Genomic DNA, 24,211 nt, shown 5'->3' on the forward strand with positions numbered 1-24,211 from the left:
CGGCGGATATGAGCGCCAATCATCATCGCCGCGACACCTGCCGCCTGTGCGGGTCCACGGCGCTGTCGCCAGTGGTCGCGCTGGTGCCGACGCCGCCCGCCAACGCCTTCGTCCCGGCCGCAGAGCTGGCGGTGGAGCAGGAGCGCTTTCCGCTCGACGTGTTCTTCTGCGAGGACTGCGCCCATGTCCAACTGCTGGACGTGGTCGACCCAAAGGTGCTGTTCGAGCATTACGTCTATGTCTCGGGCACCTCGCCGGTCTTCGTGAAGCATTTCGAGCGCTATGCCGATTTCGTGATGGAGCGCTTCAAGCCGGTCCCCGGCGGGCTGGTGATCGATATCGGCTCCAATGACGGCACCTTGCTGTCCTTCTTCCAGAAGGCGGGCATGGCGGTGCTCGGCATCGATCCCGCCCAGGAGATCGCCGCCACCGCCACCGCCAAGGGCATTCCGACCCATTGCGGCTTCTTTGGTCCCGATCTGGCGGGCGAGATCGCCGCCACCCGGGGCAAGGCCGAGGTGATCACCGCCAACAACGTCTTCGCCCATATCGACAATCTGTCGGGCGTGGTGGATGGGGTGCGTGGCCTGCTGGCCCCGGGCGGTGTCTTCGTATTCGAGGTGTCCTATCTGGTGGACGTGGTCCGGGATACCCTGTTCGACACCATCTACCACGAGCATCTGGACTACCATTCAGTCAAGCCGCTGGTGCGGTTCTTCGCCGCCAAGGGCATGGAACTGGTGGAAGCCATCCGGGTCGACTCCCATGGCGGCTCCTTGCGCGGCATCGCCCAGCTGAAGGGCGGCCCCCACACGGTGGGCGAGTCGGTAGCCATCGCCGTGGCCGAGGAGGAACGCCTGGGCCTGGACAAGGCCGAGACGCTGCGCGCCTTCTCCCGCGATATCGACGCGCTGGGCGGCCAGTTGAACGGGCTGCTGCGCGATTTGAAGGCCCAGGGCAAGCGCATCGCCGGTTTCGGCGCGCCGGCCAAGGCCACCACCTTGATGTATCATTTCGGCATCGGCCCGGATCTGGTGGATTTCATCATCGACGACAGCCCGCTGAAGCAGGGGCTGTTCACTCCGGGCATGCATATCCCAGTGCTGTCGTCTGCCGCCATCGCCGAGAAGAAGCCTGATTATCTGGTGATCCTGGCCTGGAATTTCGCTAGGCCCATCATCGACAAGAACGCCGCCTTCGCCCAGGCGGGCGGCAAATTCATCATTCCCATTCCCAAGGTCGAGGTCGTGTGATGGCCGAGTTTCTGCTGCAATCCGATATCGCCGAGATCTGCGAGCGCCTGGGCGACACCGCCCACGACTTCGCGGGCAAGACCGTGCTGCTGACCGGCGGCCGCGGCTTCCTCGGCCGTTATTTCATGGAAATCTTCGCCCATCTCAATGCCAAGGTGCTGAAGAAGCCGGTGACCCTGGTGGCGGCGGACAATTTGATCACCGCGGGCAAGGAAGGCTCGGTCGTGGCGGATTATCCCCACACCACCTTCCTCCAGCACGACGTGATCCAGCCGCTGAAGTGGAAGGGCAAGCTGGACTATGTGATCCACGCGGCGGGCATCGCCAGCCCCTTCTACTATCGCGCCCATCCCCTGGCGACCCTGGAAGTGGCCATCACCGGCACAAGGCGGATGCTGGAACTGGCCAACGACCACCAGGCGCGCTTCACCTTCTTCTCGTCCTCGGAAATCTACGGCGATCCCGACCCCAAGCATGTGCCCACCCCGGAAAGCTATCGCGGCCATGTGTCGTGCCAGGGGCCGCGCGCCTGCTATGACGAGTCCAAGCGGGTCGGCGAGACGCTGTGCTACATCTTCCACGGCGAGCACGGCACCGCCACCAACACCATCCGCCCGTTCAATGTGTTCGGCCCCGGCATGCAGGAAACCGATTACCGGGTGCTGCCCAATTTCGCCAACCGGATCAAGGCGGGATTGCCGCTCAACGTCTACGGCTCGGGCAACCAGACCCGCACCTTCTGCTACATCACCGACGCCATGGTGGGCTTCCTGCTGGTGATCCTGCGCGGCGTGGCGGGCGAGGCCTATAATATCGGCAATCCCAAGCCGGAAATCTCCATGGTGGATCTGGTGCAGCGCATCCAGAAGGTGTCGGGCAATCCGGTGACCTACAACATCATCGAATATCCGGATTCCTATCCCGCCGACGAACCCAACCGCCGCTGCCCCGATATCAAGAAGGCGCGGTTGCAGTTGAAGTTCGATCCCAGTGTCGATCTGGACGAGGGTCTGCGCCGCTTCCTGACCTGGGCCGATGGCGTCTATACCGGCGCGCAGTGAAGCCCCCATCCGCCTGGCCCTGATCGGGGCCGGGCGCTGGGGCCGCATCCATCTCAAGACCATCTCTGGCCTGGACGGCACGGTGCTGACCCGCGTCGCCTCCTCGAACCCCGAGACCGTCGCCCTGGTGCCGCCGGGATGCGTCGTCGAGGCCGACTGGCGCGCCGTGGTCGCCGCGTCCGACGTGGACGCGGTGGTGATCGTCACTCCCCCCGCCACTCATGCCGAGATCGCCCTGGCTGCCATCCGGGCGGGCAAGCCGGTACTGGTGGAAAAGCCGCTGACCCTGGACCCGGCCGAGGCCGATTCCATCCTGGCCGCCGCCGATTCTGCCGACATCCTGGCCTGGGTCGAGCACACCCAACTGTTCCAGCCCGGCTGGGCGGTGCTGAAAGCGGCGCTGCCCACTATCGGCGCTCTTCGGGCTCTCCGGGCCGAGGCGGGCAATCATGGACCGTTCCGCGCCGGGGTGGAGCCGCTATGGGACTGGGGCGCCCATGACGTGGCGCTGGTGCTCGACCTGATGGGCGCCGACCCGTTGAGCTGTTCCGGCATCCACGAGCGGCGCGAGGAGATCGACGGCGGCATCGGCGCGCTGGCGCGGTTGTCGCTGGGGTTCGAGGGCGGAGTCGAGGCGGTGATCCGCTGCGGCAGCCTGATGCCTACCAAGCGCCGCCGTATCGCGTTGCATGGCGAGGCGGGGGTGCTGGTGCTCGATGACCTCGCCAACCCGAAGCTGACTCGTCATCCGCCAACCGATGATTTCGCCTGGCCGATCGGGCCGGGCGAGGCCTTGCCGGTGGACGGGGAATTGCCCCTGAGCCGGGCGCTGCGCCTGTTCGTCCAGGCGGTGCGCTCGGGCAGTCGCGATCGCGTCTCGCTGGCCCTGGGGGTCAGGGTGGTCAGAATCCTGGCGCGAGTCTCAGGCTAGACCCGCCGCCCGCCACGGCTCGGTCCCCGGCTCCGGAACCGCCGCGTTTTCCAGCCCGTCGATGGCGGCGCGGCCCATGGCCAGTACCGCCTCCTCGGCGCTGCCGCCGATATGGGGGGTGGCCAGCAGATTGGGCAGGGCCAGCAGTTCGCGATCCTCGGGCGGCTCGCCCGCGAAGACGTCCAGCCCGGCCGCCGCCAGCCTTCCGTCCATCAGCATGGCTTTCAGCGCCGCCTCGTCCACCAGCCCACCCCGGGCGCAGTTGATCAGCACCGAATCGGGCCGCATCCGGGCGAGGCGCTCGGCCGACAGGATATTGGCGGTGGAGGCGTCATAGGGCAGGTGCAGAGTGACTACCTCGGCGCGGGCCAGTAACTCGTCCAGCCCCACCGCCTCGACCTCGTATCGGGCATAGAAATCGGGAAAGTCGCGGATGTCGTGGGCCAGTACGGTGCAGCCGAAGGCTTTCAGCAACGGCGTCAGGTCCTTGCCGATATGACCGCAGCCGACGATGCCCACCACCTTCTCGGACAGATGACGGCCCTGCAACTGGCGCCAGCCCCCGGCACGCACCTCCAGATTGCCCTTGGGCACATGGCGCAGTAGGCTGATGGCCATGGCGATCACCAGCTCCGAGACCGAGCGGCGGTTGACGCCGCCGGTCCAGCCCAGTCGGATGCCGCGCCGCCTCAAGGCTTCCAGGCCGACCATGTCGAGGCCGACCCCGTATTTGCCGATTACCTTGAGATCGGGCAGGGCGTCGAGCAGGGCGTCATCCACCCGCTCCAGGGCGGTGACGGCGCCGTCATGGCCCTTGAGGAACTCCAGCAGATCGGCGCCCGCCAGACTCTTGCCCGCGTCGTTGAAGCTGGCGTCGGGATAGCGGGCCAGCAGTTCGGCGCGCAGCACCGGATGCTTGGAAAACGAGCGCGAGGCGACGGCGACCCTCATGCCAGCACCTTGGCGATGGCGGGGCCGAGATCGGCGAAGCGGTCGATCAGGATGTCGGCGCCCAGATCCTCGGGGGGCATGCGGGCATAGCCGTAGGAGACCGCCACCACCGGCAGACCGGCGTCGCGGGCGGCCCTCACATCGGTGATGGAATCGCCCACATAGACGGCGGTTCGCCCCTCGGCGCCCATGCGGCGCAGAGTCTCGCGGATATGCTCGCCATCGGGCTTGCGGCGGGGAAAGTCGCCACCCAGCACGGCGGCGAAATGCTTGGCCAGTCCCAGGGCATCCAGCACGATCTCGGTCATGCGGTGCGGCTTGTTGGTGCAGATGCCGAGCGGAATCCCGGCGGCGCGCAGGCGCTCCAGTTCCGCCACCACGCCGTCATAGACATGGGTGTGGTCGGCGGGATGGGCGCGGTAATGGGCGAGATAGCGTTCCACCAGCGGCTTGACCCCGGTCTCGGCGGCGGCGTCGCCGGTCACCGCCCAGGCCCGCTCGATCAGGGCCGAGGCGCCCTCGCCCACCAATTCCTGGACCTCGGGCAGGCTCAGCTGACGGCGCCCTTCCTCGGCCAGCAGACGGTTGAGCGCGGCCCGCACATCGGGCGCGCTGTCGATCAGGGTTCCGTCCAGGTCGAAGACGACGGCCAGGGCGCCCACTTAAGGAACCCGCTCCATCAGCATGCGGATCATGGCGCCCACGTCGTTGAGCTTGGCGATCTCGCCCACCTTCAGTTTCAGGCCGAATTCCTTTTCCACCGACAGCACCAGGGTGATGTGGTTGACCGAATCCCAGTCGTCCACGTCCTCGGCAGTCATCTCATCGAACAGTTCGATGGAAGTGTCGTCAAACACTTCGTGGAACACGGCCTGAAGGCGGGCCTTGACCTCGTCATAGCTTGCCACGGTTGGACTCCTCAATAGGTTCCCCACAGTGGATCGGCCGCCAGGGCCGCTTCCACCAGATCGGCATCCGCCGGGCTGTCCACCGAGTAATAGGTGACGGCGGGGAACGGCGCCAGCCGTTGGAACCAGCCATTGTCGGGAATGCGGTTGGAATCACAGGATTCCTTCTTTTCCAGCGGCGATTCCGGTGTCTCGGTGAACCAGCGCAGCGCCGACCAGCGGAAGGCGAAGATGCCGCCCACCCGCCGGGCGCCAAGGTCGGGCGAGAAGGTCTTGGCATAGGGGATGGGGCTGCGCGAGGTATAGAGCACATTGCCCTTGAGGTCGTGGATGATCTTGACGATATCGGGGTTGCGCCACAGCGACTCGTCGGTGATGTGGACCCCCAGCATGGTGCCCTTCACCGATGGGTCCTCGTCGAAAGGACGGACCACCGCCTCGATCATCTCGGGCCGCAGCATGGGCTCGTCGCCCTGGACGCAGACCACGATGTCGTCGGCGCCGAGATCGACGCCGCCTCGGCCCGCCGCCTCGGCCACCCGGTCCAGGGCACGGGTATGGGTGTTCTTGGTCCAGATCACCGGGAAGCCCTTCTTGGCGCTGAAATCGCTGATCTCGACATCGCAGGTGCAGACCGCCAGCGCGTTCCAGCGGGGGAACTTGGCGGCACGCAGGAAGCAGTGTTCCAGCATGGGGCGACCCAGCAGCGGAAACAGCGGCTTTCCCGGGAAACGGCTGGCTGCCATGCGGGCGGGAACGAGACCGACGATCTTGGCCATGACAAAAGCCCTTACTGCGAACGGGGAGGAACGAACTTGTTCTCGACCAGCCACTTGGAAATCGCGGCACCGGCTACCTTGTGGCCCAGGGCGGACCAGTGGCCGTCATGGGCGAAATGGGTCGGTTGCCACCCGGCGGCCTTGAAATCGGCCAGCAGGTCGATGGATGCGATACCGCGCTGGGCCAGTTCGGCATGCATGCCGGTCCGCAGCGATGAGTAGAATTCGTTATCGTCGCGGATTTCATAGCGCGCGGGGAACACCGCCACAACGAAGGGCACGTCCGCCGGAATCATGGCGCGCAGCTTGGCCAACTCGGTGGCGGTGGACGCAACCATCTCGGCCCCCCTGGTGACATCGCGGCCATGGGTCATCAATGCGTTGGGATCGACGATGACGCCCAGTCTGGTCAACAGTGCCTCGCCCAGTCCGACCCGTTTCAAGGAAACGGCAAAGAAATTGTAAAGCGCCGAGTGGCTTGTGAACCAGCGCTTGATCATGATTGGGTTGGCCAGACTGCCCAGTTCCATGCGTTCCGGGACAGGAGGCTTGGCGTCCATGGCCGCGGCCTTGCAGTCAAAAATACCGACCCGGTTTTCCACCGTCAGCCCCACCACCACCGCCGACGGCCTGACATCCTTGGGCATGCGGGCATACAGCGACTGCCAGCCGCAGACATTGGACCCCGGCCCGGCGACATTGTAGGTGGGAACGCCGAGTTCGACAGCCAAACGGCTGGAATACATCTCGTCCCGCTGCACGCCCCAGCCGAACGACATGGAATCACCGATCACCCACAGCCGTCCATCGGCGGCGGCCACCGGTTCGTCATTGCGCAGGTTGAAGCCGTTGATCCGCATATGGCTGCGGAAATCACCATTATTCTGTGAGAAATAGCCATCGAAGCCCGCGACTCCAACGGTCACGTTGGAATGACCGGGCACCGAAATCTCGGTCATGAACCAGCCGGAATAGAATTCCCGCCATTGCGGCATCAAAATCCGCAACGCCACCTCGGCGACCACCAGCAGGACCAGCAGACCAAAACCCAGCGCTGCCACGGCGCCCAGGAATGACGTCTGCGGCTCGGAATTACGGTGGCGTCTTGGCCTGCTCATGCCCGTCTCCTGCCGATCACGTCGAAAAGGGCGCCCTCGCGGGCGATGGTGGCCAGCCAGGACAGCTGGGTCACCGCGCGTTGATAGGCATTGCCGGGGCTGGTCTTGTCGAACAGGCCGGGCGCGCTCTCGCCATCGGTATCCAGGATGGCGGGCGAGCAATTGAGGAACTCGATGTCGTTCTCGTCGAACCAGCCCAAGACCTCGTCGATGGAATGCCAGGTCTCGTGCGGATTGAAGTACTGGTCCTTGATCCAGACATCGGCCTTGCGGGCGTCGCGGATGCGGTTCCTGACCACATAGTCGATCTTGGGGCCGAGGACGCGGATCAGCTTGGAGCGCAGCCAGGTGGGGAAGCGCGACGGCTTGTTGTAGAGGCCGACCATGACGATGCCGCCGGGCTTGGCCTTCTTGACGATATTGCCGAAGGCGCGGCGCGCGTCGAAGGTATGGTGCAGCACGCCGTGCGAGATCACCACGTCGAAGCTGTTGTCCTTGATGGCCAGCTCGAAGATGTTCATCTGGCAGAAGCTGGCCCGGGTCAGCTGATTGCGGGTCTTGTGCTCCACCGCCAATCCCAGCGAGGCCAGCGACAGGTCGATGCCCAGGGTATGGTTGTTGTTCAACTGGAGGAAATGGCTGAGCTGGCCGGTGCCGCAGCCGCATTCCAGCACCGTCTTGTTGTAGCCCACCGCCTCCAGCAGATTGCGCGAGAACGGGTTGGATTGCCCCTTGGCCACCAATTCGCCGAACTCCTCCAGCCCTTCATAGCTGGGGAACGGCGTTTCCTCGTAGAAGGACCGGATACGGGCGGTGACGTCGGCGCCTTCCTCGGGCGAGGGATGGTAGAGCGAGGGAATACCGCGCAGGTACTCGAAGCGCTCACCGGTCTCGGCACAGCGCAGCGCACCATCCTCCACCACCAGATGGGTGTCGTCGCTCTTGCCGGGCGCCTTCAGCAGCGGCAGGATGCGGGGCGAGAAGGGGGCGAGAGCGCTCATTGCTCAGCCTTTCGCAGAACGAAATTGCCCAGCACCAGCATGTCCATCTCGGTCCCCATGAAGCAGCGCCAGGCATCGTCGGGGGTGCAGACGATGGGCTCGTCGCGGACGTTGAAGCTGGTATTGACCAACACGCCGTATCCGGTGATGGCCTTGAAGCTTTCCAGCAGGCGGGCGAGGCGGGGATTGCGCCCCGAATCCACCGTCTGGATGCGGGCGGAATGGTCCACATGGGTGACGGCGGGAATGTCGCTGCGCACCAGCTTCAGTTTCTCGATGCCGAACAGGCTAGCCTCCTCGGGCCCTGGCGCCACCCGGCGATCCTCGCGGACCGGGGCGACGATCAGCATATAGGGGCTTTCGCCCTCCAGCTCGAAGAACTGGCCGACATCGTCCTTCAGCACGATGGGGGCGAAGGGGCGGAAGCTCTCGCGGTACTTGACCTTGAGATTGAGCACCGACTGCATGCGCGGGCTGCGGGCGTCGCCGATGATGGAGCGGTTGCCCAGGGCCCGGGGGCCGAATTCCATGCGGCCCTGGAACCAGCCGATCACCTTTTCCTCGGCGATGGCGGCGGCCACGGTGGGGAACAACTCGTCGTCGGACAGTTCCACCGCCGTGGCGCCGCGCGCCGCGATCATCTCCAGAATCTGTTCGCGCGGGAATTCCGGCCCCAGCAGCGAGCCCTTCATGGCGTCACCCGGATTCACCTTGCGGGGGATGCCCGCCATCTCGTGGCTGACGGCCAGGGCCACGCCCAGGGCGGCGCCGGCATCACCGGCGGCGGGTTGGATCCAGATGTTGTCGAACGGGCCTTCGCGCAGCAGACGGCCATTGGCGACGCAATTGAGCGCCACGCCCCCCGCCAGACAGAGGTTCTTCTCGCCGGTCAGGGCATGCGCGGTCCGCGCCAGGCGCAGCACCGCCTCTTCCGTTACCTCCTGCAGCGAGCGGGCGAGGTCCATGTGCTTCTGGGTCAGTGGCTCGCCCGACTTGCGCGCCGGGCCGCCGAATAGCTCGGCGAAGGCGGCGTTGGTCATGGTCAGGCCGGTGCAGTAGTCGAAATACCGCATGTCCAGGCGGAAACTGCCGTCATCCTTGATGTCGATCAGGTGCTTCCGGATCAGGTCGACATATTTCGGCTCGCCATAGGGGGCAAGCCCCATGATCTTGTATTCGCCCTCGTTGACCTTGAAGCCCAGGTAATAGGTGAAGGCGGAATAGAGCAGCCCCAGGGAATGGGGGAAACGGATTTCCGAGATCAGGTCCAGCGCGGCGCCCCGGCCGTGGCCGATGGTGGTGGTGGCCCATTCGCCGACCCCGTCCATCACCAGCACGGCAGCGCTCTCATAGGGCGAGGGGTAGAAGGCGCTGGCGGCGTGGGAATGATGGTGGAAGCCGAACAGAATCTTTTCCGGCGCCACGGCGCCCTTGCCCAGGCCTTCCAGGCCCTTGTGCAGCATGTCCTTCTGCAACAGCTTTTCCTTCACCCAGACCGGGATGGCCTTGACGAAGGAGGTCAGGCCCTTGGGCGCGAAGGCCAGATAGGTCTCCAGCAGCCGATTGAAGGTCAGCAGCGGCTTGTCGTAGAAGGCGACCCAATCCACCTGATCCAGCGTCACCCCGGCCTCGGCCAGACAGTATTCCACCGCATGGGCGGGAAACCCGGCGTCATGCTTGACGCGGGTGAAGCGCTCTTCCTGGGCGGCGGCGATCACCACCCCGTCTTGAACCAGGGCGGCGGCGCTGTCGTGGTAGAAACCCGAAATGCCAAGGACGATCATGCGCTCGGCCGTCAGAAGATGGCGTAGATGAAGGGAGCGATGGCGGTGCTCTGCGCCGCGATCAGCAACAGCCCCAGCAGCAGCAGCCCCAGGATCAGGGGGGCCATCCAGAATTTGCGGTAGACCCGCATGAACTTGAACAGCTGCCCAAGGAGATTCAGCATCGCGGCAAACTCTCAGAAAAGGTCGCGGTAGGTTTCGGCCCCGGCCTTGCGCCCGACCGGCGTCAGATAGGAAGCGGCGGCGGGATCGATGCCACGGGTCATGGGGTCCTTGCCGATCAGGCGCATCAGAAGGCCCGCCGGCGTGACGAAGCCATAGAAGAACAGGCCGAGGATCAGGTGGTTGTTCACATGGCCCAGCCCACCGGCCAGCACCGCCCACAGCCGGTTGAGCGGCAACAGGACCAGGGGCGCCGCTAGGGCGACCACGGCGAATACCGCCGAAACCTCCAGCGCCCAGATCAGCCTTGCATCGAACACCAGCCAGCCCACGGCCGCGATCACCGCGAACACGGCGGCGAAGGTCAGTCCGAAGGCACGATTGGTCTGGCGCACTGCCATGGGTGGATTCCTAAGGGCCAAGACCCAATTATTGACCGCGACACATGGCCGCTTGAGGCTACCGGCCGGTGAATAGCATCAAACCCCAAAGATTTCCAGGGGGGCATGTAGGTGTATGCCAAGCCATGACGAGGATGGCCTTGGCACGAGGTTGACAATGAGGCGACGGCTCTCCATGGTCTGCCTTCAACTCGCCCAGGCCCAAGCCAACGGACCTGCCGTTCATTCACAGTTGCCACGACAAGACGAGAGTGTTGGTGCCATGGGACTGAAACAGACACTCCTATCCATGCTTGAGCATCCCGTGATCGGCCGTCTGGCGTCCTTGGCGGGGCGTTTCTCCCGCTATCGGCTGCGACTGGCGGGATTTACCAATCCTTTCTACGTTTCCCACCATGTGGTTGATCGCGAGGGTGCCCGCTATGTCGCCCCGGCAGGGTCCTATCTGGCACTGCGTTCACCCAGCCGCGAAATCGTGACCTTCGCCGACGGACGCATTGAATCCGAGGTGAGCTGGCTGCTGGCCGGGTTGGTCCGGCCGGGCGACACCGTTCTCGACATTGGCGCCAATGTCGGGCTGCATACTGTCGCCATGGCCAAGGCCGTACCCCAGGGCAAGGTGTTTGCGTTCGAGCCGGTTCCTGCCATGGCGGAGCGGCTGTCGGCGAATTGCGCCCTGAACGGATTGGACAACGTGGTTCTTGTCCGCTGTGGCTTGGGGGCGGAAAACGCTGAGTTGGAAATGCATGTGAACCGCGGTGGTGCCGGCATGGAAGGAACCTCCAGCTTCCTCGGCACCGACCATATGGAGCGCCATCCCGAGAACTATGCCGTCGAGCGGTTACCGGTGCGGCGGCTGGATGAGTTGATGATCACCCTGGACCCGCCGTCGCGAATCTCCTTCATCAAGATGGACACGGAAGGTTTCGAGCCGCTGATTATCGATGGCGCCCGCGAGACTTTTGCCCGTCACCGGCCAGCCATGCTGGTGGAGGCTCATTCCACGCGACTGAGAAAGCTGGGCCGTTCGTTCATGTGGTATGTGGAGACCTTTCCCGATTATCACGTGTTCATGGTTCCGGCCCCGACCCCGGCCAATCCATTCCTGCAGCTTGTTCCGCTAACGGAGGAGCCGGGTGAGGTCTGCCACAATCTCCTGCTGCTGCCCCGAATCGCCTCGACTATTCCGGTGTGAATGGACGGCGTCACCGTCGACATAGCCCTGCATGCTCCAGTGATTGCCGTACCATCAGGGTCCCGGTGTCAGGCGGGAAATGCATGGGATCGGCGGGGTAGAACCGTTCGGGCTCGGTGATGCGGTCGGAATAGTCGATGGATTCGGGGAATATCCGGCGGATGTCCGCTCGGAACTGCTGGAAATCCTTGACCAGACCCAAAGCCTCCAACCTAGCCGTCAGGGTTGGACCCATGGGGTTTATATAGACAACGGCCTTCACGCCGCGTGCGGCCAATACGTCTCGCAAATGCTCCAGGGCGACAACCTGGGTCACGGAATAGCGCCAGTTGCCAAACAGCAGCCGGACCACGCCATCAAGGCCTGCCTCGGTCAATTCGGCGGAATGCTGACCGGCCTGGTATTCCTCCCAAAAGGCCAAGGCGGCAGGCGCCGATCCATCATCGGCATAAAAGGCGGGACGTTGCTTGCGCCAGGTTTTGATTGTGTAGCGGGTTTGGCGGATGGCATCAAAGGACAGGGCATACGCCGCTGTCTTGGCAAGAGTCATCGTGCCGAAGCTGGGATGGAGGAAATCCGATTCGGTGGAGGCATTGAAGGCGAAGAAATCCAGGCCGATCACAGCCAGTTCCATGGGCGGCAGGAAGGCCTCCGCCATATAGGCAAGCTCGGAAGGCCGTGCGCCCGGGAAGGCGGCATTGTAGAGGCGGCAACCGGATATTCGGTTCGGGAACACGCCCATCATGGTCGAAGATCCCATCAGCACGCCCTCGGGCCGTTGGATGGAGATCATACGGGCCTTGACGTGGCGGGCCAGGGTGACGTCGTACAGCCCCAATGGCATCCGGCCGAAATAGCCATAGGGGTCCACCCACCAGGTGGCGGCGAAGACCAGCCCCAGGGCAATGGCCAGGAACCCGAGGACGGCGGCGATATAGCGCATTCCTCTCCCCCTAGAACTGGAAATAGATGAAGACTTGCGGCTGCGACAGGCTGAGGATTCCCCCCGCCAGGCATGCCGCCACGTAACCGGCCCAGGCCATGGTCGGGCGCCAGTCCAGCTTGCGCCAGTGCCGGTTGGCATCCAGCGGCTGCCCCACGGTGGGAACACGGCTTCCCAGGAGGTCGTGGGTATTGGGCAGCACCAGCGCCACCGCCAGCGCACCCGCCAGCCACGGCACCACTTGGGCGCCATTGGGGATCATGGTGCCTTCCGGCAGCCCCTGTTTCAGCATGGCCTTGATGCCGCCGACATCCGCCATGGCGGCCAGGATGGCCTGGGCGGCGGCGAAACTGTCGGCGCGGAACAGCACCCAGGCCACCACCACCGCCAGGAAGGTCACGGCCCAGGCCGCCGCCTTGGCCGCCCAGGCGGGAACCGGAGGCATCCAGGCCTTGGGCAGGTCGCGCCACAGATGGTTGACCACCAGATACAGGCCGTGCAGCACCCCCCAGGCAACGAAGGTCCAGGCGGCGCCGTGCCACAGCCCGCCCAGCAGCATCACCGCCATCAGATTGACCAGACGGCGGCGCGGTCCCTTGCGATTACCGCCCAGGGGGAAATAGAGATAGCTGCGCAGGAAGCGCGACAGGGTGATATGCCAGCGATGCCAGAAATCGATGATGCTGGTGGATTTGTAAGGGGAATTGAAGTTGAAGGGCAGGGCGATGCCGAACATCCAGGCGAGGCCGATGGCCATGTCGGAATAGCCCGAGAAGTCGAAATAGATCTGGAAGCTATAGGCCAACGCCCCGGTCCAGCCCTCGGCGAAGGAGAGGGAGGTGCCTTTTTGAGCGGCGTTGAACACCGGCGTCGCCATGGCTGCCATGGCATCGGCGATCAGGGTTTTCTTGGCCAGGCCCAGGGCGAACAGGGACAGCCCCGCCTGCACCCGCTCGGTGCGGATGCCGATGAGTCCGGGGGTGCGCAACTGGTCGTGCACATCGGGGAACAGCACGATGGGACCGGCGATCAACTGCGGGAAGAAGGTGACGAAGGTCAGGTAGTCCATGAACGACACTTCGTCGATGTCGCCGCGCTGGGCGTCCACCAGCAGGCCGATCTTCTGGAAGGTGAAGAACGAGATGCCGAGCGGCAGGATGATCTGGCCCAGGTCGATGGCACTGCTGGTAAGGGCGTTAAAGTTGAAGGCCAGGAATCCGGCGAATTTGAACCAGCCCAGCAGGCACAGATTGCCGACGATGCCCAAGGTGGCGATGGCCAGGCGGCGGCTTGATCCCGGGGCGGCGCCCAGCACGCCCTGGACCAGCAGATAGTTGACGCTGATGGAGGCGAGCAGAATCCAGACGAAGCTGGTGGACCAGAAGGCGTAGAACACCAGCGATGCCGCCGACAGCCAGGCCTTCAGCGCCCATCCCCCCACGCGCTGGGCCACCAGCGCGCCCGCGAAGGCGGCGGGCAAGAAGAGCAGCAGAAACTCGAAGCTGTTGAAAAGCAAACGCCTTCTCCACCCCATGACACCGACCCAAGCTTATGGACGCGGTACCCGCGGACGGTCAAGAACCTTGGGGAAATCCCAGCCTTTGCGCTCCTGGTGGTTCCGGCTATTCTTCGCGGATTCCGAACCATTACCTCTCGCCAGGATCGTGATCGCGCCCATGGAGAACGTGAAGCAAGTCATCCCCGCGCCCCTGCTGGTCGGCGCGGCCCCGTTCGTGGCGTTGTTTGCCTTTCGCGGAACGATCATTCTGCTGATCCTGATTGCCCTGCTCGGCCTTTGGGGCCTGTTCCAGAAGCAATGGTGCTTTCCGTCCTCCCGCGGGTGGCTGGCCTGGACGGCCGCCTTGCTCATATGGTGTGTCGCTTCGGCCGTTTGGGCCTCGACACCGGGACTGGCGCTGCCGAAATCGGCGGAATTGTTGGGCCTTGGTTTGGCCGGGTGTCTGGGCCTCGGGTATTTCCGCGCCTTGGATGGGGCGGCGGCCGACCGGATATTGCTGGCCATGATCTTTGGCCTGATTTCTTGCGCGGTCATCGCGCTCAGCGACCATATGGACGGCATGATGGTGTCCCGCCTCCTGCATGCCATGGTTGGCAAGCCCATCGCTCAGGGCCACGCCTTCAGTGCTCCAAAAGCATCGGCGACCCTGGCTGCCATCTGGGCAGTATTGTGTGTGGGAGCTTGCTGGATGCGGGGGTGGTACCGGCGTGCCGGGCTTGTCCTGGTCTCGGCCTTCGTCATCATCTGGGTGACCAACAGCAATACCGGTCTGGTGGCCGCCGTGGTCGGCTTCGTGGCCTTGGCGGTGGCCTGGTGGTTCCCCAGGGCGGTGCGGATGATCCTGGCGTCGTGTCTTGTCATCGGCTTTGCCGTGGGCGGTCTGGCATCGTCCATTCCCAATACCTGGGACATCGCCCAGAAAATCAGGCAGATTCCACCATCCGGGTTGCATCGTCTCGCCATATGGCAATTCACGGGCCAGCGGATCGATGAACGGCCGCTGCTGGGCTGGGGTCTGGACTCGTCGCGGGCACTTCCCGGCGGCGAGGACGATATCCCCGTAACCTTGAAATTCGTGGATGAACCAAGGGAAGAGGCCACCAATTGCAAGCCTGGGCGGGTCTGCGTCATGCAACTCCAGGCGCTTCCCTTGCACCCCCACAATTTCGTGCTTCAGGTCTGGGTCGAGCTTGGCGCCGTCGGCGCGTTCCTGTTCTGTGGGATGGTGGTGGCCATCTTGCGTGCTCGTGGCGGTGCCGATCCTGGGACGAGCACGGCGCTGGCGGTGATTGCCACATCCGCTATGGTGGCCATGGCCGGATATGGCATCTGGCAGATTTGGTGGCTGTCGGCCTTGTGGCTTTCCGCGCTGGTGGCCGTTGCCGTGCTGCAGCCACCTTATGCCAAAGCGTGTTGATCGGAACCGATCAACACGGCCCTCGGACGGCTGGCGGGTTTCTCCGAAACCCTTGCCTCCCGCGCCACGCATGCTCCGCATGCAATCAACCGCTTGCCAGCGGAGCTGGCGGGCGCGCGGCCCCTTGGGCCTACCCGACATGCGATGAGTTCCTCTCATCGCATGTCGGTATCAGAAGTCGAAATAGACGAACTGGGCGGAACTGCCTTGGCTCATGGTGATGGCCAAGATCCAGCAGAAGGCGATGCCCGTCCACACCAGCTCGGGCCTGACCTTGCGCACGATCGCCTTGATCCGGCGGTGATCATCGAAACGGTGGGTAACGGCAAAGACCGCGATCAGCAGGATCGGTAGGAGATTCCCCTCAATCAGCGGCAGCGTCCCTTGCCAGCTTCCCACCCATGGAGCCATGGCCATGTCCAACGCGCCTGAAAGGCTGCGGGCACGGAACACGGCAAGGCTGAGCAGGAAGGCCAGCATGGTCAACAACCATGCCAGGGTCGGTGGCAGGACCGGCATCTTGGCCAGCCTCCAGGCGAAATTAATGGACATGGCGATGCCGGTAATGACGCCGAACAAGACAAAATTCCATCCGGCGCCATGCCAGATGCCCGATACCAGGAAGGTGACATTGACCGGGATTGCCACCGCCAGGGCGAAGCTTCCCCATTTGCGATAGCGGCGCATGGCCGCGAATCGGGTCAGCCTTAGCGACAGCGGCGTATAGACGAAATCCATCAGAAAGCGGGTCAAGGTGATATGCCAGCGTCGCCATAGATCGCTGATCGACGTGGCGGCATAAGGACGGGCGAAGTTGTTGGGCAATCGAATGCCCAGCATCAGGGCGAGTCCGATGGCCATATCGGTATAGCCGCTGAAATCGCAGTAGATTTGCACGGCGAAGGCCACGACCGCCAAAATGGCATGCGGAGCGTCAGGCACGCCCGGCTGGGCATAAATAGCGTTCACCACTTCGGCGACCTGATCGGCGATGACCAGCTTCTTTAGTAGTCCGCTGGTGAAGATCGCCACCGGCACGATCAGCCGTCGAAAGCTGGCTGGCCTTGGATGCTCCAACTGGGGAATCAATTCGACGGGACGCAGGATCGGGCCCGCGATCAAATGGGGAAAGAAAAGAACATAGGCCAACATCATGGGGATGGAGCGGACCAGGGGAAACTTGCCGCGGGTGATATCCACCAGGTAGGCCGTCAGGGTGAATGTAACGAAAGAAATGCCGAGGGGCAGGGGTATGTCGAGGAGATTTCCGCTGAATCCGAATATTGATCCAATGATATCTCTGTAGATAAAATCGGTATATTTATAAATAACAAGTGGAAGAAATAGTATTGTTACAGCAACAATCATCCTGATGTCGCGTGATTCTCTTGAGTCCTTGGCGACGGTCCAGGATGCGCCGAGCATGACCATGCCGGTAAGGGCGTATGGAAGCCAAATGTATTCAAGCTTCCACCAGCCATAAAAGAAGGTGCTTCCGGCGATGATCAGATAGATCCGAAACCGGGCGGGTGTGAAGAAGTGCAGCACAAAGTAAATCGCGAAAAATACGAAGAATACAGGTGTGCTAAAAAGCATCTACGTCTCCATCACCGCGCTTATGTGGCCTGCTGCCGCCTATTTGTTGGCAGGCGGTTGATGAATAACAGGGAAGATGGCTTCCGCCATCAACTGGTGCCCAAGGGCATTGGGATGCGGATCGCCGGGCATGGCGAACAGGCTTTCGGCGGACCTGCCCTTCATGCTTGGCAGCAGGTCAATGAAGGTATAGCCATCTTCATTGGCGATTTCATGAATTATATCATGAATAAATCCGTATTTATAATCGACAAGGTTGTGAACGTCTGGAGACGCGGTCAGGTAAATTCTGATGCCATTGCTCTTGGCGTATTCGGAAAGTTCTCTCAGCTTTTGGCGCATGACCTGGAAGCCGTGGGAATTTTTATCATAAACCTTGCGGTAGTGCTCCGCCATGCCCTGTTCGTCCGGGCGCTCGAAAAGCCTCTGGCTTGCCAGCCACAACGTATAGGCCAGTTGGCTGTGGCGAAGGAGGGGATTGGCGCGCTCGACCTTCAAATCCTCGGCGTCGCGGTGGAAAAAATTGACGACGATATCGGTTGGCTTAAGCGGGGCGAGTTCCTGGAAAAAGCGGGTGACGTAACGTTGGGCGTTGTAATTGGCGACACCACCGTTGAGGACCTGCGCCTTCTCGCCAGCTTCCGTCAGCATCCGTTCAACCCGAGCCGAAACGGTGTCGCTTTCCGCCACGCCCCAGCCCAATGTGGTGGAGCCGCCGATGAACAGAATTCGCCGGCCACCCTGTGGCGCGGGGTCAAGGGGGGCGCCGCGCAGGCCGACCTCGTTCAGGCGAATCTCGACACTTTCCAGTTGCGCCGTCCTCGATGTCACATGGGTGAAGGGAAGGTCAGGATTATCGAGGCGCTGCTTCAGTTCGCGCGAATACTTCCACATTTCCATGTCGTAATTGCGCATGGAGCTGTTCTTGACGCGAAGGAGAATTTCGCCGGCGCCAATGGCGAGCGCGATGGAGAGGGCAAGGGTGAAAACCCTCATGACGACGCGCTCGCTGTTCACCACGATTTCCTTTCCTGCAGCGCTGGGATGTCCCTGGCGATCTGTGTGAACTCTTGATGCTCCGGTCGCGACGCGATGCCGTGCAAAAGGGAGCCTTGCTAAGAGTCGGCAGTTCCCGCTAGGCCTATCATCGAACGTGCCTGGGTGCAACCGTGAACGATCTGGTCATGACTTGATGTCGGGGGCTTCCCCAAAAACCGTTGACTTTCTTTGTTAAAATTGTTAGCTCAGCGATGTTCGGCGGAATAGATGGGTGCGATGTCTTCGTTTCTCAATAAATACGGCCAGTTCTTGCGGAATAACAAAAAGTACTGGCTGATGCCCGTTCTGCTTGTTGTTGTCTTGCTGTTGCTTGTAACTGTCCTGAACCCGGGCAGTTCCATGACTCCATTCCGCTACACTCCCTTCTGAGCCGGGGCCGGGGGCTCATCCCTCGGTGATATGGACGGGAAGCGGATTGAAGCTTGCGAGGTCCAGGCTCCACCGCGTGGTTCCGTCGTCCTGTTCGGACGTCTTTGTGAAGCCGAGTGTCGGGTAATGGTCGCGGACCAATTCATTGCGTGACGACGGGATGAAGGTGCCGTCCAGCCGCTTCGCCCCTGCCGCCCGGGCCGCGTTGGCGATCCGGTTCAAAATAAACCGCTCCACACCCCGCCCAAGAACCCGGCAACTCATCAGCCACGTGTCGATGTCCCAGGCTTCCGGCGTGATTTTGCAGATGATCACGCAGATGATGCCGTTGTCGCCAAAGGCGTCGCTCAGCCTGATTTGTTGGCCGTAGATCGCCGGATCATCCTCCATGTCCGCGACATCTAGCTCGGTGTAGCGCCGGGTGGTCAGATTGAACTGGTTGGACTTGTTGATCAGCTGGCTGACCCGTGCTCGGACCAGGGGCGAGAATGAGCCGCAGGTCGCGACCATGTCGAGCGAGCGCAAATAGCCGTCGAGGTCGTGATTGCTCTTCTGAAGTTCGACCCGCTTGGCATTGGCCGTATACTGCTCCGCCCTCTGGCCGTCCTCGGCGACGAAGGAAACCGTGTCGAAATATCCCGCATCCTGGAGGGTGCGGCTGTATAGCGCGGGATCCGGGGGCAGTTCGGGCACGCCGACCATTGGCAGGGCCTGGCGGACTTGCGCGCGTTCGGCGGGGTTGTCATCGAGCAGAACCAGACTGTCGATGCCTATAGTCAGCTTGTGGGCGATCGCTTCCAGATTGCTGGCCTTGTCGGTCCAATTGGCCTGGAAGACCGCGATGTGGTTCTCACGCAACAGCATGTCCGGATGGTCACGGAACGGCTGTAGGGCGACGTCGTGGTCGTTCTTGGAACTGACCGCCAGCACGATGCCACGCGCCCGAAGGGCAAGGGCGAGGCGCTGGACGTCGAGATGGGCCTCTCCCACCGCGGACCCGTTGCCAAGAACGATGCCGTTCAAGCCGTCATCGCCGATGACGCCGCCCCACACCGTGTTGTCGAGGTCCAGTACCAGACACTTCCTGGTGCGCCCGCGCATGGCGGCAAGCAAGCGTGCGACGTGTTCGGCATAAAGAGGCAGGGCGTGCTGGGAGAACGGCAACTTGGCCACGTGCCATTGAATTGGATCGTGCCAGGTCTTGAGGCCGATTCCGGAAGCAAGCCCCTCCACGTCCAGCAGCAAATCGCCCACGGAGGATCGGACCATGCGTTTCAGGGCCGCGTTGAAATCGGCGATAATGGCGCGATGGGTGCCATCGACCAGGGTGTCCAGGCTGCCGAACAGGGTTTCCGGCTGAGGCGGGATCGTCTGGAAAATTACGGCGCCGCCGCCATTGGAACGCAAGCCGTCGCGGATGCGCGACAAGTGATCGATGGCCACCTCCACATGGGCGGCGTGGTCCTGGCCGGGTGTTCCAATCAACGGCAGGGCGCGGTGGTCCAGGGCCAGGAGAATGGCATCGCATTGGGCGGTATTGATCGCCGCCGACGGGTCCAGGGCGTCTTGCAAGACCTGTCCAAATCCCCCCAGATGGACCCGAATGTCCAACCCATGCCTCAGGCCCGAAGCGGCAATGCTGGCCTTCAGGAAATCGGTCGTGGCGTTCGACAGCACTCCCAGGCGGAATTGGGGGAGGCCGATTCCATCCGCCGCGCGGGCGGCCAGCCGATCGCGGGCCTTTGCCAGCAGTTGCAACCTGCTGCCATCAAGGGCGTGACCGGCCAGCCAGGTCAGGGATGCCGCCGCGCTTTCCGTTTCCGAGTTACCCAGGGCGGAACACAGCTGACGAAAATTGTCAGGGAGAGGCGGAAGCCAACTGAGTTGGGTTGTCATGGCGGGAACACCTTGCGAGGACGGCGTCCTTCCTACTATATTCCGCCACTTGTCAGCAAGTTCCCCACCCCTCTGAAAATCCTAGAAAATCCCATGACGGCGGCAGTTCCGGAAAAAATGGCGACACCCCCATCCGTAACCCGGCTGGTTGATCGGCTGCTGGCGATGTGGCCGGAGCACGAGGGATTCGTCGCCACCAGCCTGGGGGGGCATGGCAAAGGCGAATTGGACCTGCTCGACATCCTGTCCGCTCGTATCTTGCGCCTGGCTGGAATCGACCTGGATCGCTTCATCGAGAGCTATCGTTGGCTTTGCGGCGTCTTCAATGAGGAGCAGCTATACTTCGTGCGCAACGGGCGCTATCGGTGCTCGAACTTTGCCGAGGTGAACGCGGCGGTCTACTCGAATGCAGAGTTCATGCGCAAATACATGGAGGGGCTGCTGGTTTCCCAGCTGTTCTGGCAGAACCATGCACGCTCCTTCATTTTCTTCAATGAGTTCATAAAGACGGCTGTTCCGGACTATCGCTATCTCGAGGTCGGCCCGGGGCATGGCCTGTACCTGGCATCGGTGGCGGCCGATTCCGATTGCGCCGAGGCCGAGGCCTGGGATGTCAGCGCGGAAAGTCTGGCCCAGACCAGGGCGTCGCTGTCGAGAATGGGGGTCGAACGGCCGGTGACCTTGGTGGAACAGGATGTTCAGGCTTCGACCCTTGACCTTGAGCGCCGGTTCGACATCGTGGTGATCAGCGAGGTGCTTGAGCACCTGGAAGCCCCCCTGGATGCTTTGAACACCCTGGCGGCGGCGCTCGCCCCAGCGGGGCGCATCTTGGTGAATTTTCCCATCAACAGCCCCGCTCCGGACCATATCTATCTGCTGGAATCGCTGGAACAGGTGGTTCAACTGGTGGAACAGGCCGGTCTTGTGGTCGAGCGGGCCGAAGCCTTCCCGTCCATGGGCTACAGCCTGAAGCGGGCCATGGCGGTCAAGGCGACGGTGTCCTGCGCCGTGGTCGCCCGTTTGGGAACCGAGCGCTAATCATGACGGCAAGCAAGGCGATTTGCTTCGAGCCGGAAGTGCATGAGGCATTCGCGCGGCTGTCCCAGGATTTCAATCCCCAACACATGGATGCCCTGGTCGCGCGCCGTTTGTTCTACGGCACCCGAGTGGTCCATGGCACTCATTCGTTGATGGCGGCATTGGATCGGGTGGCGGCGACTTATCCCGATTTCCAAGGCATGGCCGATCTCAAGGTCAGCTTTCGCGGGCCGGTACGACTGGGGCAGGGAGTCACTTTCGACCTTAGCCGGACGGGGAATTCGGTTACCGTCGACGTCTTGTGTGATGGGCAGCAGGCATCCAGGATTCGCCTGGCCTTGGGGACGACCGCGACGGATTTGGAGATTCCAGCAATCGGGGCGACCCCTCCGGTTTGCATCGAGCGATCAGAGGCGGATTTGCAGGGGCTGGCGGGTGAGGTGCCCCTCACCTTGGACCTGCCCTTGTACCGTCGGCTGTTTCCGTCCTTGTCCGCCCGCCTTCCCCATGCCCAGGCGGCGATTCTGCTGGCCTCCACCCGTCTGGTCGGCATGGACTGCCCTGGCCTCCATTCGATATACACCGGGTTGAAGCTGACTTTTGGCGTTGCCGAAACTCACCAGCCCATGGTTCTGCGCTATCAGGTCGCCCATTGGCAGCCGCAATTCCGCTTGTTGACCATGACGGTGGATGGTGGCGGCGCCAAGGGCAGCATCGAATGCTTCTTGCGTCCGCCTCGAGTGGATCAGGCCGACATCGCCCAGCTTCGATCCCTGGTCCAGGCTGGCGAGTTCAAGGGGCGTCGCGCGCTGGTGGTGGGGGGGGCGCGTGGCCTGGGCGAGGTTGCGGCCAAGCTCGTGGCCATTGGCGGCGGCTCGGTGGTGATTACCTATTTGGTTGGTCGTGACGACGCGGAACGGATCGTCTCCGATCTGGTCGTCCATGGCTATGACGCGCGCTGTCTGCCGCTGAACGTCTTGGAGCCAACGCCCCTTGACGATGATGGCGCCGGGCGGTTCACGGATGTGTTTTACTTTGCCTCGCCCCATATCGACAAGGGGGCGGAGACCGGCATGGATGCCACCTTGCTGCGTCGTTATTTCGATTATTATTGCGATGGGCTTGTCCGCACCGTCGAGGCGCTGGCGCCACGGCTTGATGGTCGGGCGCGGCTGATCTATCCCTCCACCATCTTCATTGATCAGCCTGAAAAAGGCTTCGCCGAATACGCCTGCGCCAAGGCTGCGGGAGAGGTTACGGTGGCCCATCTGGCGGCCAGCCTGCCGGGTCGCATCGCGGTGATCCGCCGTTTGCCCCGATTGCGGACGGATCAGACCCAGTCGCTGAGCGGCCCGGAAGCGGCTGATCCGGCGCCGGTCATTCTGGATCTTGTAAGGTGCGCCGCGGGTTCGCTCGACTGACCTAAGGCCCATTCCAACGGAGAAGGTTTCATGGACATTTACGCTCGCTTGACGCCGCTGATGTGCGACATTTTTGACAATGACACTGTGGTGGCGACTCCGACTCTGAGCGCCGAGCAGGTCCGCGAATGGGACAGCCTCAGCCATATCCGGCTGATGGTGGCCATCGAGGTGGAGTTTTCCATCAAATTCTCCACCGCCGAGGTCACCGACTTGAAGAATGTCGGCGAGCTGGTGGCGGTGATCGAAGGCAAGCTTAAGGGGCTTTGACCGAAAACAGAGACTGTTGGACGGCCTGGGCGATGGCAGCGTATCCCGACGCCAGGGGGTGGTCGTCATTGCGGAATGGATAGACGTGGGATCGGTTCTTCATCAAGGTCTGGAGGGCGGGGCGAGGCTGCACCAGAGGAATGCCCGCCTTGTCGAAGAACTCGGTGAAATGGGCTTCCAGATGGGTCTCGTTGGCGACTCCCTTCAGGAACTCCACGGGTAGCTTGTATCCCGCTTCTTCCAGATACGGCTTGACCACGCTGTTCTTGGTCGGAAAGAACACCACCGCGAAGCCGATGCCCTGGGCCTTTGCCTTTTCAGCCATCTCCAGGAACAGGGTTTCCGTCAACTTCATGGCGAAATCCGACCACGGCGCCTGGGTGTCGGAATTGTTCATGATGAAGATGCTGTAGTCGCGGCTGACGAAGGTGTCGTTTCGTCCATCCTGGAAGAATACGGTCCCAGGACCGGGCTGGCGGGTCGCGGCATCCTGATAGGGATCGACCACCAGGGTGCCGATGGCGCTGCCGATGGCGGTGCGACGAACCGCCAGCTTGATCCGCTGCAATGGCGTCGGCCCCAGGTCTCGCCCTTCCTCGCCCACCGGGGCTTCGCTGAGGTCGCGGCAAGGGGTGGTGTCGAGCGAGCGCCTGGCGGCCCAGTCGATCCAATAAGCGTTCGACACGAGCAGCTTGCAGACATCTTTCATGTCCTTGGCCACGTGCAGGCCCACCAAGATGACCTTTGGCTTCTTGGCCACGGCCGCATCCATCAGCCAGTAGAACTGGAGCGGGTTGTAGCCGCCAATGCCGTAATTGTAGACACTCATCCCGGTCAGACGGCCCAGCACTTGCGGCCAGGAGTCGTAAGAGGTGACGTTGTAGCCATAGGTGGCGGAGGCACCGAGTGCCACCAGATCGGGATGGGCGGGCGGATCGGGGTTACGAAAGCCTTCCGGGTCGATCTCGGGGAAGCTGGGATCGGTGACCATGCCCAGTATGGGGTGGTATTTGGCAAAGCCGGATTTCTCGAAGACGGGAAACGGCGTCGCGACCCGCAATATGACCTCGACAAGCAACAGACCGGCGATCAGGCCGATACCGTTGACCAGCACAATCCGCAACAGCTTGCCAAGCATT

General features: G+C 62.7%; 24 protein-coding genes. 9 read left to right on the forward strand and 15 right to left on the reverse strand.

Features of this window, described 5'->3' with window-relative positions; genetic code table 11:
• Positions 1-8 precede the first annotated feature (8 nt).
• The 3 genes from A6A04_RS13265 to A6A04_RS13275 are packed head-to-tail and all read left to right on the forward strand — an operon-like array spanning position 9 to position 3,245.
• On the forward strand, positions 9-1,253 hold the full coding sequence (locus tag A6A04_RS13265; protein ID WP_068493639.1) for a class I SAM-dependent methyltransferase: 1,245 nt from the start codon (positions 9-11) through the stop codon (positions 1,251-1,253).
• Positions 1,253-2,314, forward strand: a complete 1,062-nt coding sequence (locus A6A04_RS13270; RefSeq protein ID WP_068493641.1) for an NAD-dependent epimerase/dehydratase family protein — start codon at positions 1,253-1,255, stop codon at positions 2,312-2,314. The genes A6A04_RS13265 and A6A04_RS13270 overlap by 1 nt, the downstream gene beginning before the upstream one ends.
• On the forward strand, positions 2,289-3,245 hold the full coding sequence (locus A6A04_RS13275; RefSeq protein WP_068493642.1) for a Gfo/Idh/MocA family protein: 957 nt from the start codon (positions 2,289-2,291) through the stop codon (positions 3,243-3,245). The genes A6A04_RS13270 and A6A04_RS13275 overlap by 26 nt, the downstream gene beginning before the upstream one ends.
• On the opposite strand, the gene A6A04_RS13280 is transcribed toward A6A04_RS13275, so the two are convergent.
• From A6A04_RS13280 to A6A04_RS13315, 9 genes are read right to left on the reverse strand one after another with little or no spacing between them, the layout of a single operon-like run.
• Entirely contained in the window at positions 3,237-4,196 is a 960-nt protein-coding gene (locus tag A6A04_RS13280) for a phosphoglycerate dehydrogenase (protein WP_068493644.1), read from the reverse strand. The genes A6A04_RS13275 and A6A04_RS13280 overlap by 9 nt on opposite strands.
• Positions 4,193-4,858 (reverse strand): phosphoglycolate phosphatase, encoded by a 666-nt coding sequence (gene gph / locus A6A04_RS13285; RefSeq protein WP_068493646.1) that lies wholly within the window; start codon positions 4,856-4,858, stop codon positions 4,193-4,195. Before gph ends, A6A04_RS13280 begins: the two co-directional genes overlap by 4 nt.
• A complete protein-coding gene (locus A6A04_RS13290) occupies positions 4,859-5,104 on the reverse strand; it encodes an acyl carrier protein (protein ID WP_068493648.1) in 246 nt (81 codons plus the stop codon).
• 11 nt (positions 5,105-5,115) lie between these two features.
• Entirely contained in the window at positions 5,116-5,883 is a 768-nt protein-coding gene (locus A6A04_RS13295; RefSeq protein WP_068493650.1) for a 3-deoxy-manno-octulosonate cytidylyltransferase, read from the reverse strand.
• 11 nt (positions 5,884-5,894) lie between these two features.
• On the reverse strand, positions 5,895-7,001 hold the full coding sequence (locus A6A04_RS13300) for an SGNH/GDSL hydrolase family protein (protein ID WP_068493652.1): 1,107 nt from the start codon (positions 6,999-7,001) through the stop codon (positions 5,895-5,897).
• Complete coding sequence (locus tag A6A04_RS13305; protein WP_068493653.1) at positions 6,998-8,002, reverse strand: class I SAM-dependent methyltransferase; 1,005 nt, start codon at positions 8,000-8,002, stop codon at positions 6,998-7,000. The genes A6A04_RS13300 and A6A04_RS13305 overlap by 4 nt, the downstream gene beginning before the upstream one ends.
• Entirely contained in the window at positions 7,999-9,786 is a 1,788-nt protein-coding gene (locus tag A6A04_RS13310; RefSeq protein ID WP_068493655.1) for a carbamoyltransferase family protein, read from the reverse strand. The genes A6A04_RS13305 and A6A04_RS13310 overlap by 4 nt, the downstream gene beginning before the upstream one ends.
• Before the next feature lie 11 nt (positions 9,787-9,797).
• Positions 9,798-9,950, reverse strand: coding sequence for a DUF5989 family protein (locus tag A6A04_RS22705; protein ID WP_172822772.1), 153 nt, complete (start codon positions 9,948-9,950; stop codon positions 9,798-9,800).
• A 12-nt stretch (positions 9,951-9,962) separates the two neighbouring features.
• Positions 9,963-10,349, reverse strand: a complete 387-nt coding sequence (locus tag A6A04_RS13315) for an SxtJ family membrane protein (RefSeq protein WP_068493656.1) — start codon at positions 10,347-10,349, stop codon at positions 9,963-9,965.
• Between the two features lie 289 nt (positions 10,350-10,638).
• On the opposite strand from A6A04_RS13315, the gene A6A04_RS13320 reads away from it, so the two are divergent.
• Positions 10,639-11,544 (forward strand): FkbM family methyltransferase, encoded by a 906-nt coding sequence (locus A6A04_RS13320; RefSeq protein WP_068493658.1) that lies wholly within the window; start codon positions 10,639-10,641, stop codon positions 11,542-11,544.
• A 10-nt stretch (positions 11,545-11,554) separates the two neighbouring features.
• Here the strand turns inward: A6A04_RS13320 and A6A04_RS13325 are convergent, their stop codons facing one another.
• Entirely contained in the window at positions 11,555-12,487 is a 933-nt protein-coding gene (locus tag A6A04_RS13325; protein ID WP_068493660.1) for a hypothetical protein, read from the reverse strand.
• A gap of 10 nt (positions 12,488-12,497) precedes the next feature.
• Positions 12,498-14,003 carry an MBOAT family O-acyltransferase gene (locus A6A04_RS13330; RefSeq protein ID WP_068493662.1) on the reverse strand — a complete coding sequence of 502 codons (1,506 nt, stop codon included), beginning with the start codon at positions 14,001-14,003 and terminating at the stop codon, positions 12,498-12,500.
• Positions 14,004-14,151: 148 nt separating this feature from the next.
• On the opposite strand from A6A04_RS13330, the gene A6A04_RS13335 reads away from it, so the two are divergent.
• Positions 14,152-15,423: an O-antigen ligase family protein gene (locus tag A6A04_RS13335; RefSeq protein WP_172822773.1), complete on the forward strand. Its 1,272-nt coding sequence runs from the start codon at positions 14,152-14,154 to the stop codon at positions 15,421-15,423.
• A 171-nt stretch (positions 15,424-15,594) separates the two neighbouring features.
• On the opposite strand, the gene A6A04_RS13340 is transcribed toward A6A04_RS13335, so the two are convergent.
• Positions 15,595-17,019: an MBOAT family O-acyltransferase gene (locus tag A6A04_RS13340; RefSeq protein WP_082914906.1), complete on the reverse strand. Its 1,425-nt coding sequence runs from the start codon at positions 17,017-17,019 to the stop codon at positions 15,595-15,597.
• 39 nt (positions 17,020-17,058) lie between these two features.
• The gene (locus A6A04_RS13345; RefSeq protein WP_156612596.1) at positions 17,059-18,039 is read right to left on the reverse strand and encodes an SGNH/GDSL hydrolase family protein; all 981 of its coding nucleotides are present in this window, start codon (positions 18,037-18,039) and stop codon (positions 17,059-17,061) included.
• Positions 18,040-18,294: 255 nt separating this feature from the next.
• Here A6A04_RS13345 and A6A04_RS23610 point away from each other — a divergent pair, with 255 nt between their 5' ends.
• Positions 18,295-18,447: a DUF5989 family protein gene (locus A6A04_RS23610; protein WP_407670270.1), complete on the forward strand. Its 153-nt coding sequence runs from the start codon at positions 18,295-18,297 to the stop codon at positions 18,445-18,447.
• 15 nt (positions 18,448-18,462) lie between these two features.
• Here A6A04_RS23610 and A6A04_RS13350 read toward each other — a convergent pair whose 3' ends face one another.
• Complete coding sequence (locus A6A04_RS13350) at positions 18,463-20,343, reverse strand: HAD-IIIC family phosphatase (protein WP_068493670.1); 1,881 nt, start codon at positions 20,341-20,343, stop codon at positions 18,463-18,465.
• Positions 20,344-20,436: 93 nt separating this feature from the next.
• On the opposite strand from A6A04_RS13350, the gene A6A04_RS22710 reads away from it, so the two are divergent.
• Genes A6A04_RS22710 through A6A04_RS13365 form a run of 3 tightly spaced genes read left to right on the forward strand, consistent with a single transcriptional unit; the run spans position 20,437 to position 23,072 of the window.
• A complete protein-coding gene (locus A6A04_RS22710) occupies positions 20,437-21,381 on the forward strand; it encodes a class I SAM-dependent methyltransferase (protein WP_082914907.1) in 945 nt (314 codons plus the stop codon).
• 2 nt (positions 21,382-21,383) lie between these two features.
• Positions 21,384-22,802 (forward strand): MaoC/PaaZ C-terminal domain-containing protein, encoded by a 1,419-nt coding sequence (locus A6A04_RS13360; RefSeq protein ID WP_068493675.1) that lies wholly within the window; start codon positions 21,384-21,386, stop codon positions 22,800-22,802.
• Positions 22,803-22,832: 30 nt separating this feature from the next.
• Complete coding sequence (locus tag A6A04_RS13365; RefSeq protein WP_068493677.1) at positions 22,833-23,072, forward strand: acyl carrier protein; 240 nt, start codon at positions 22,833-22,835, stop codon at positions 23,070-23,072.
• Here the strand turns inward: A6A04_RS13365 and A6A04_RS13370 are convergent.
• Positions 23,059-24,210, reverse strand: a complete 1,152-nt coding sequence (locus tag A6A04_RS13370) for an SGNH/GDSL hydrolase family protein (RefSeq protein WP_068493679.1) — start codon at positions 24,208-24,210, stop codon at positions 23,059-23,061. The genes A6A04_RS13365 and A6A04_RS13370 overlap by 14 nt on opposite strands.
• Position 24,211: the final 1 nt, after the last annotated feature.

The sequence above is a fragment of the Paramagnetospirillum marisnigri genome (assembly GCF_001650715.1).
In the GTDB taxonomy this organism is placed as follows: Bacteria; Pseudomonadota; Alphaproteobacteria; order Rhodospirillales; family Magnetospirillaceae; genus Phaeospirillum; species Phaeospirillum marisnigri.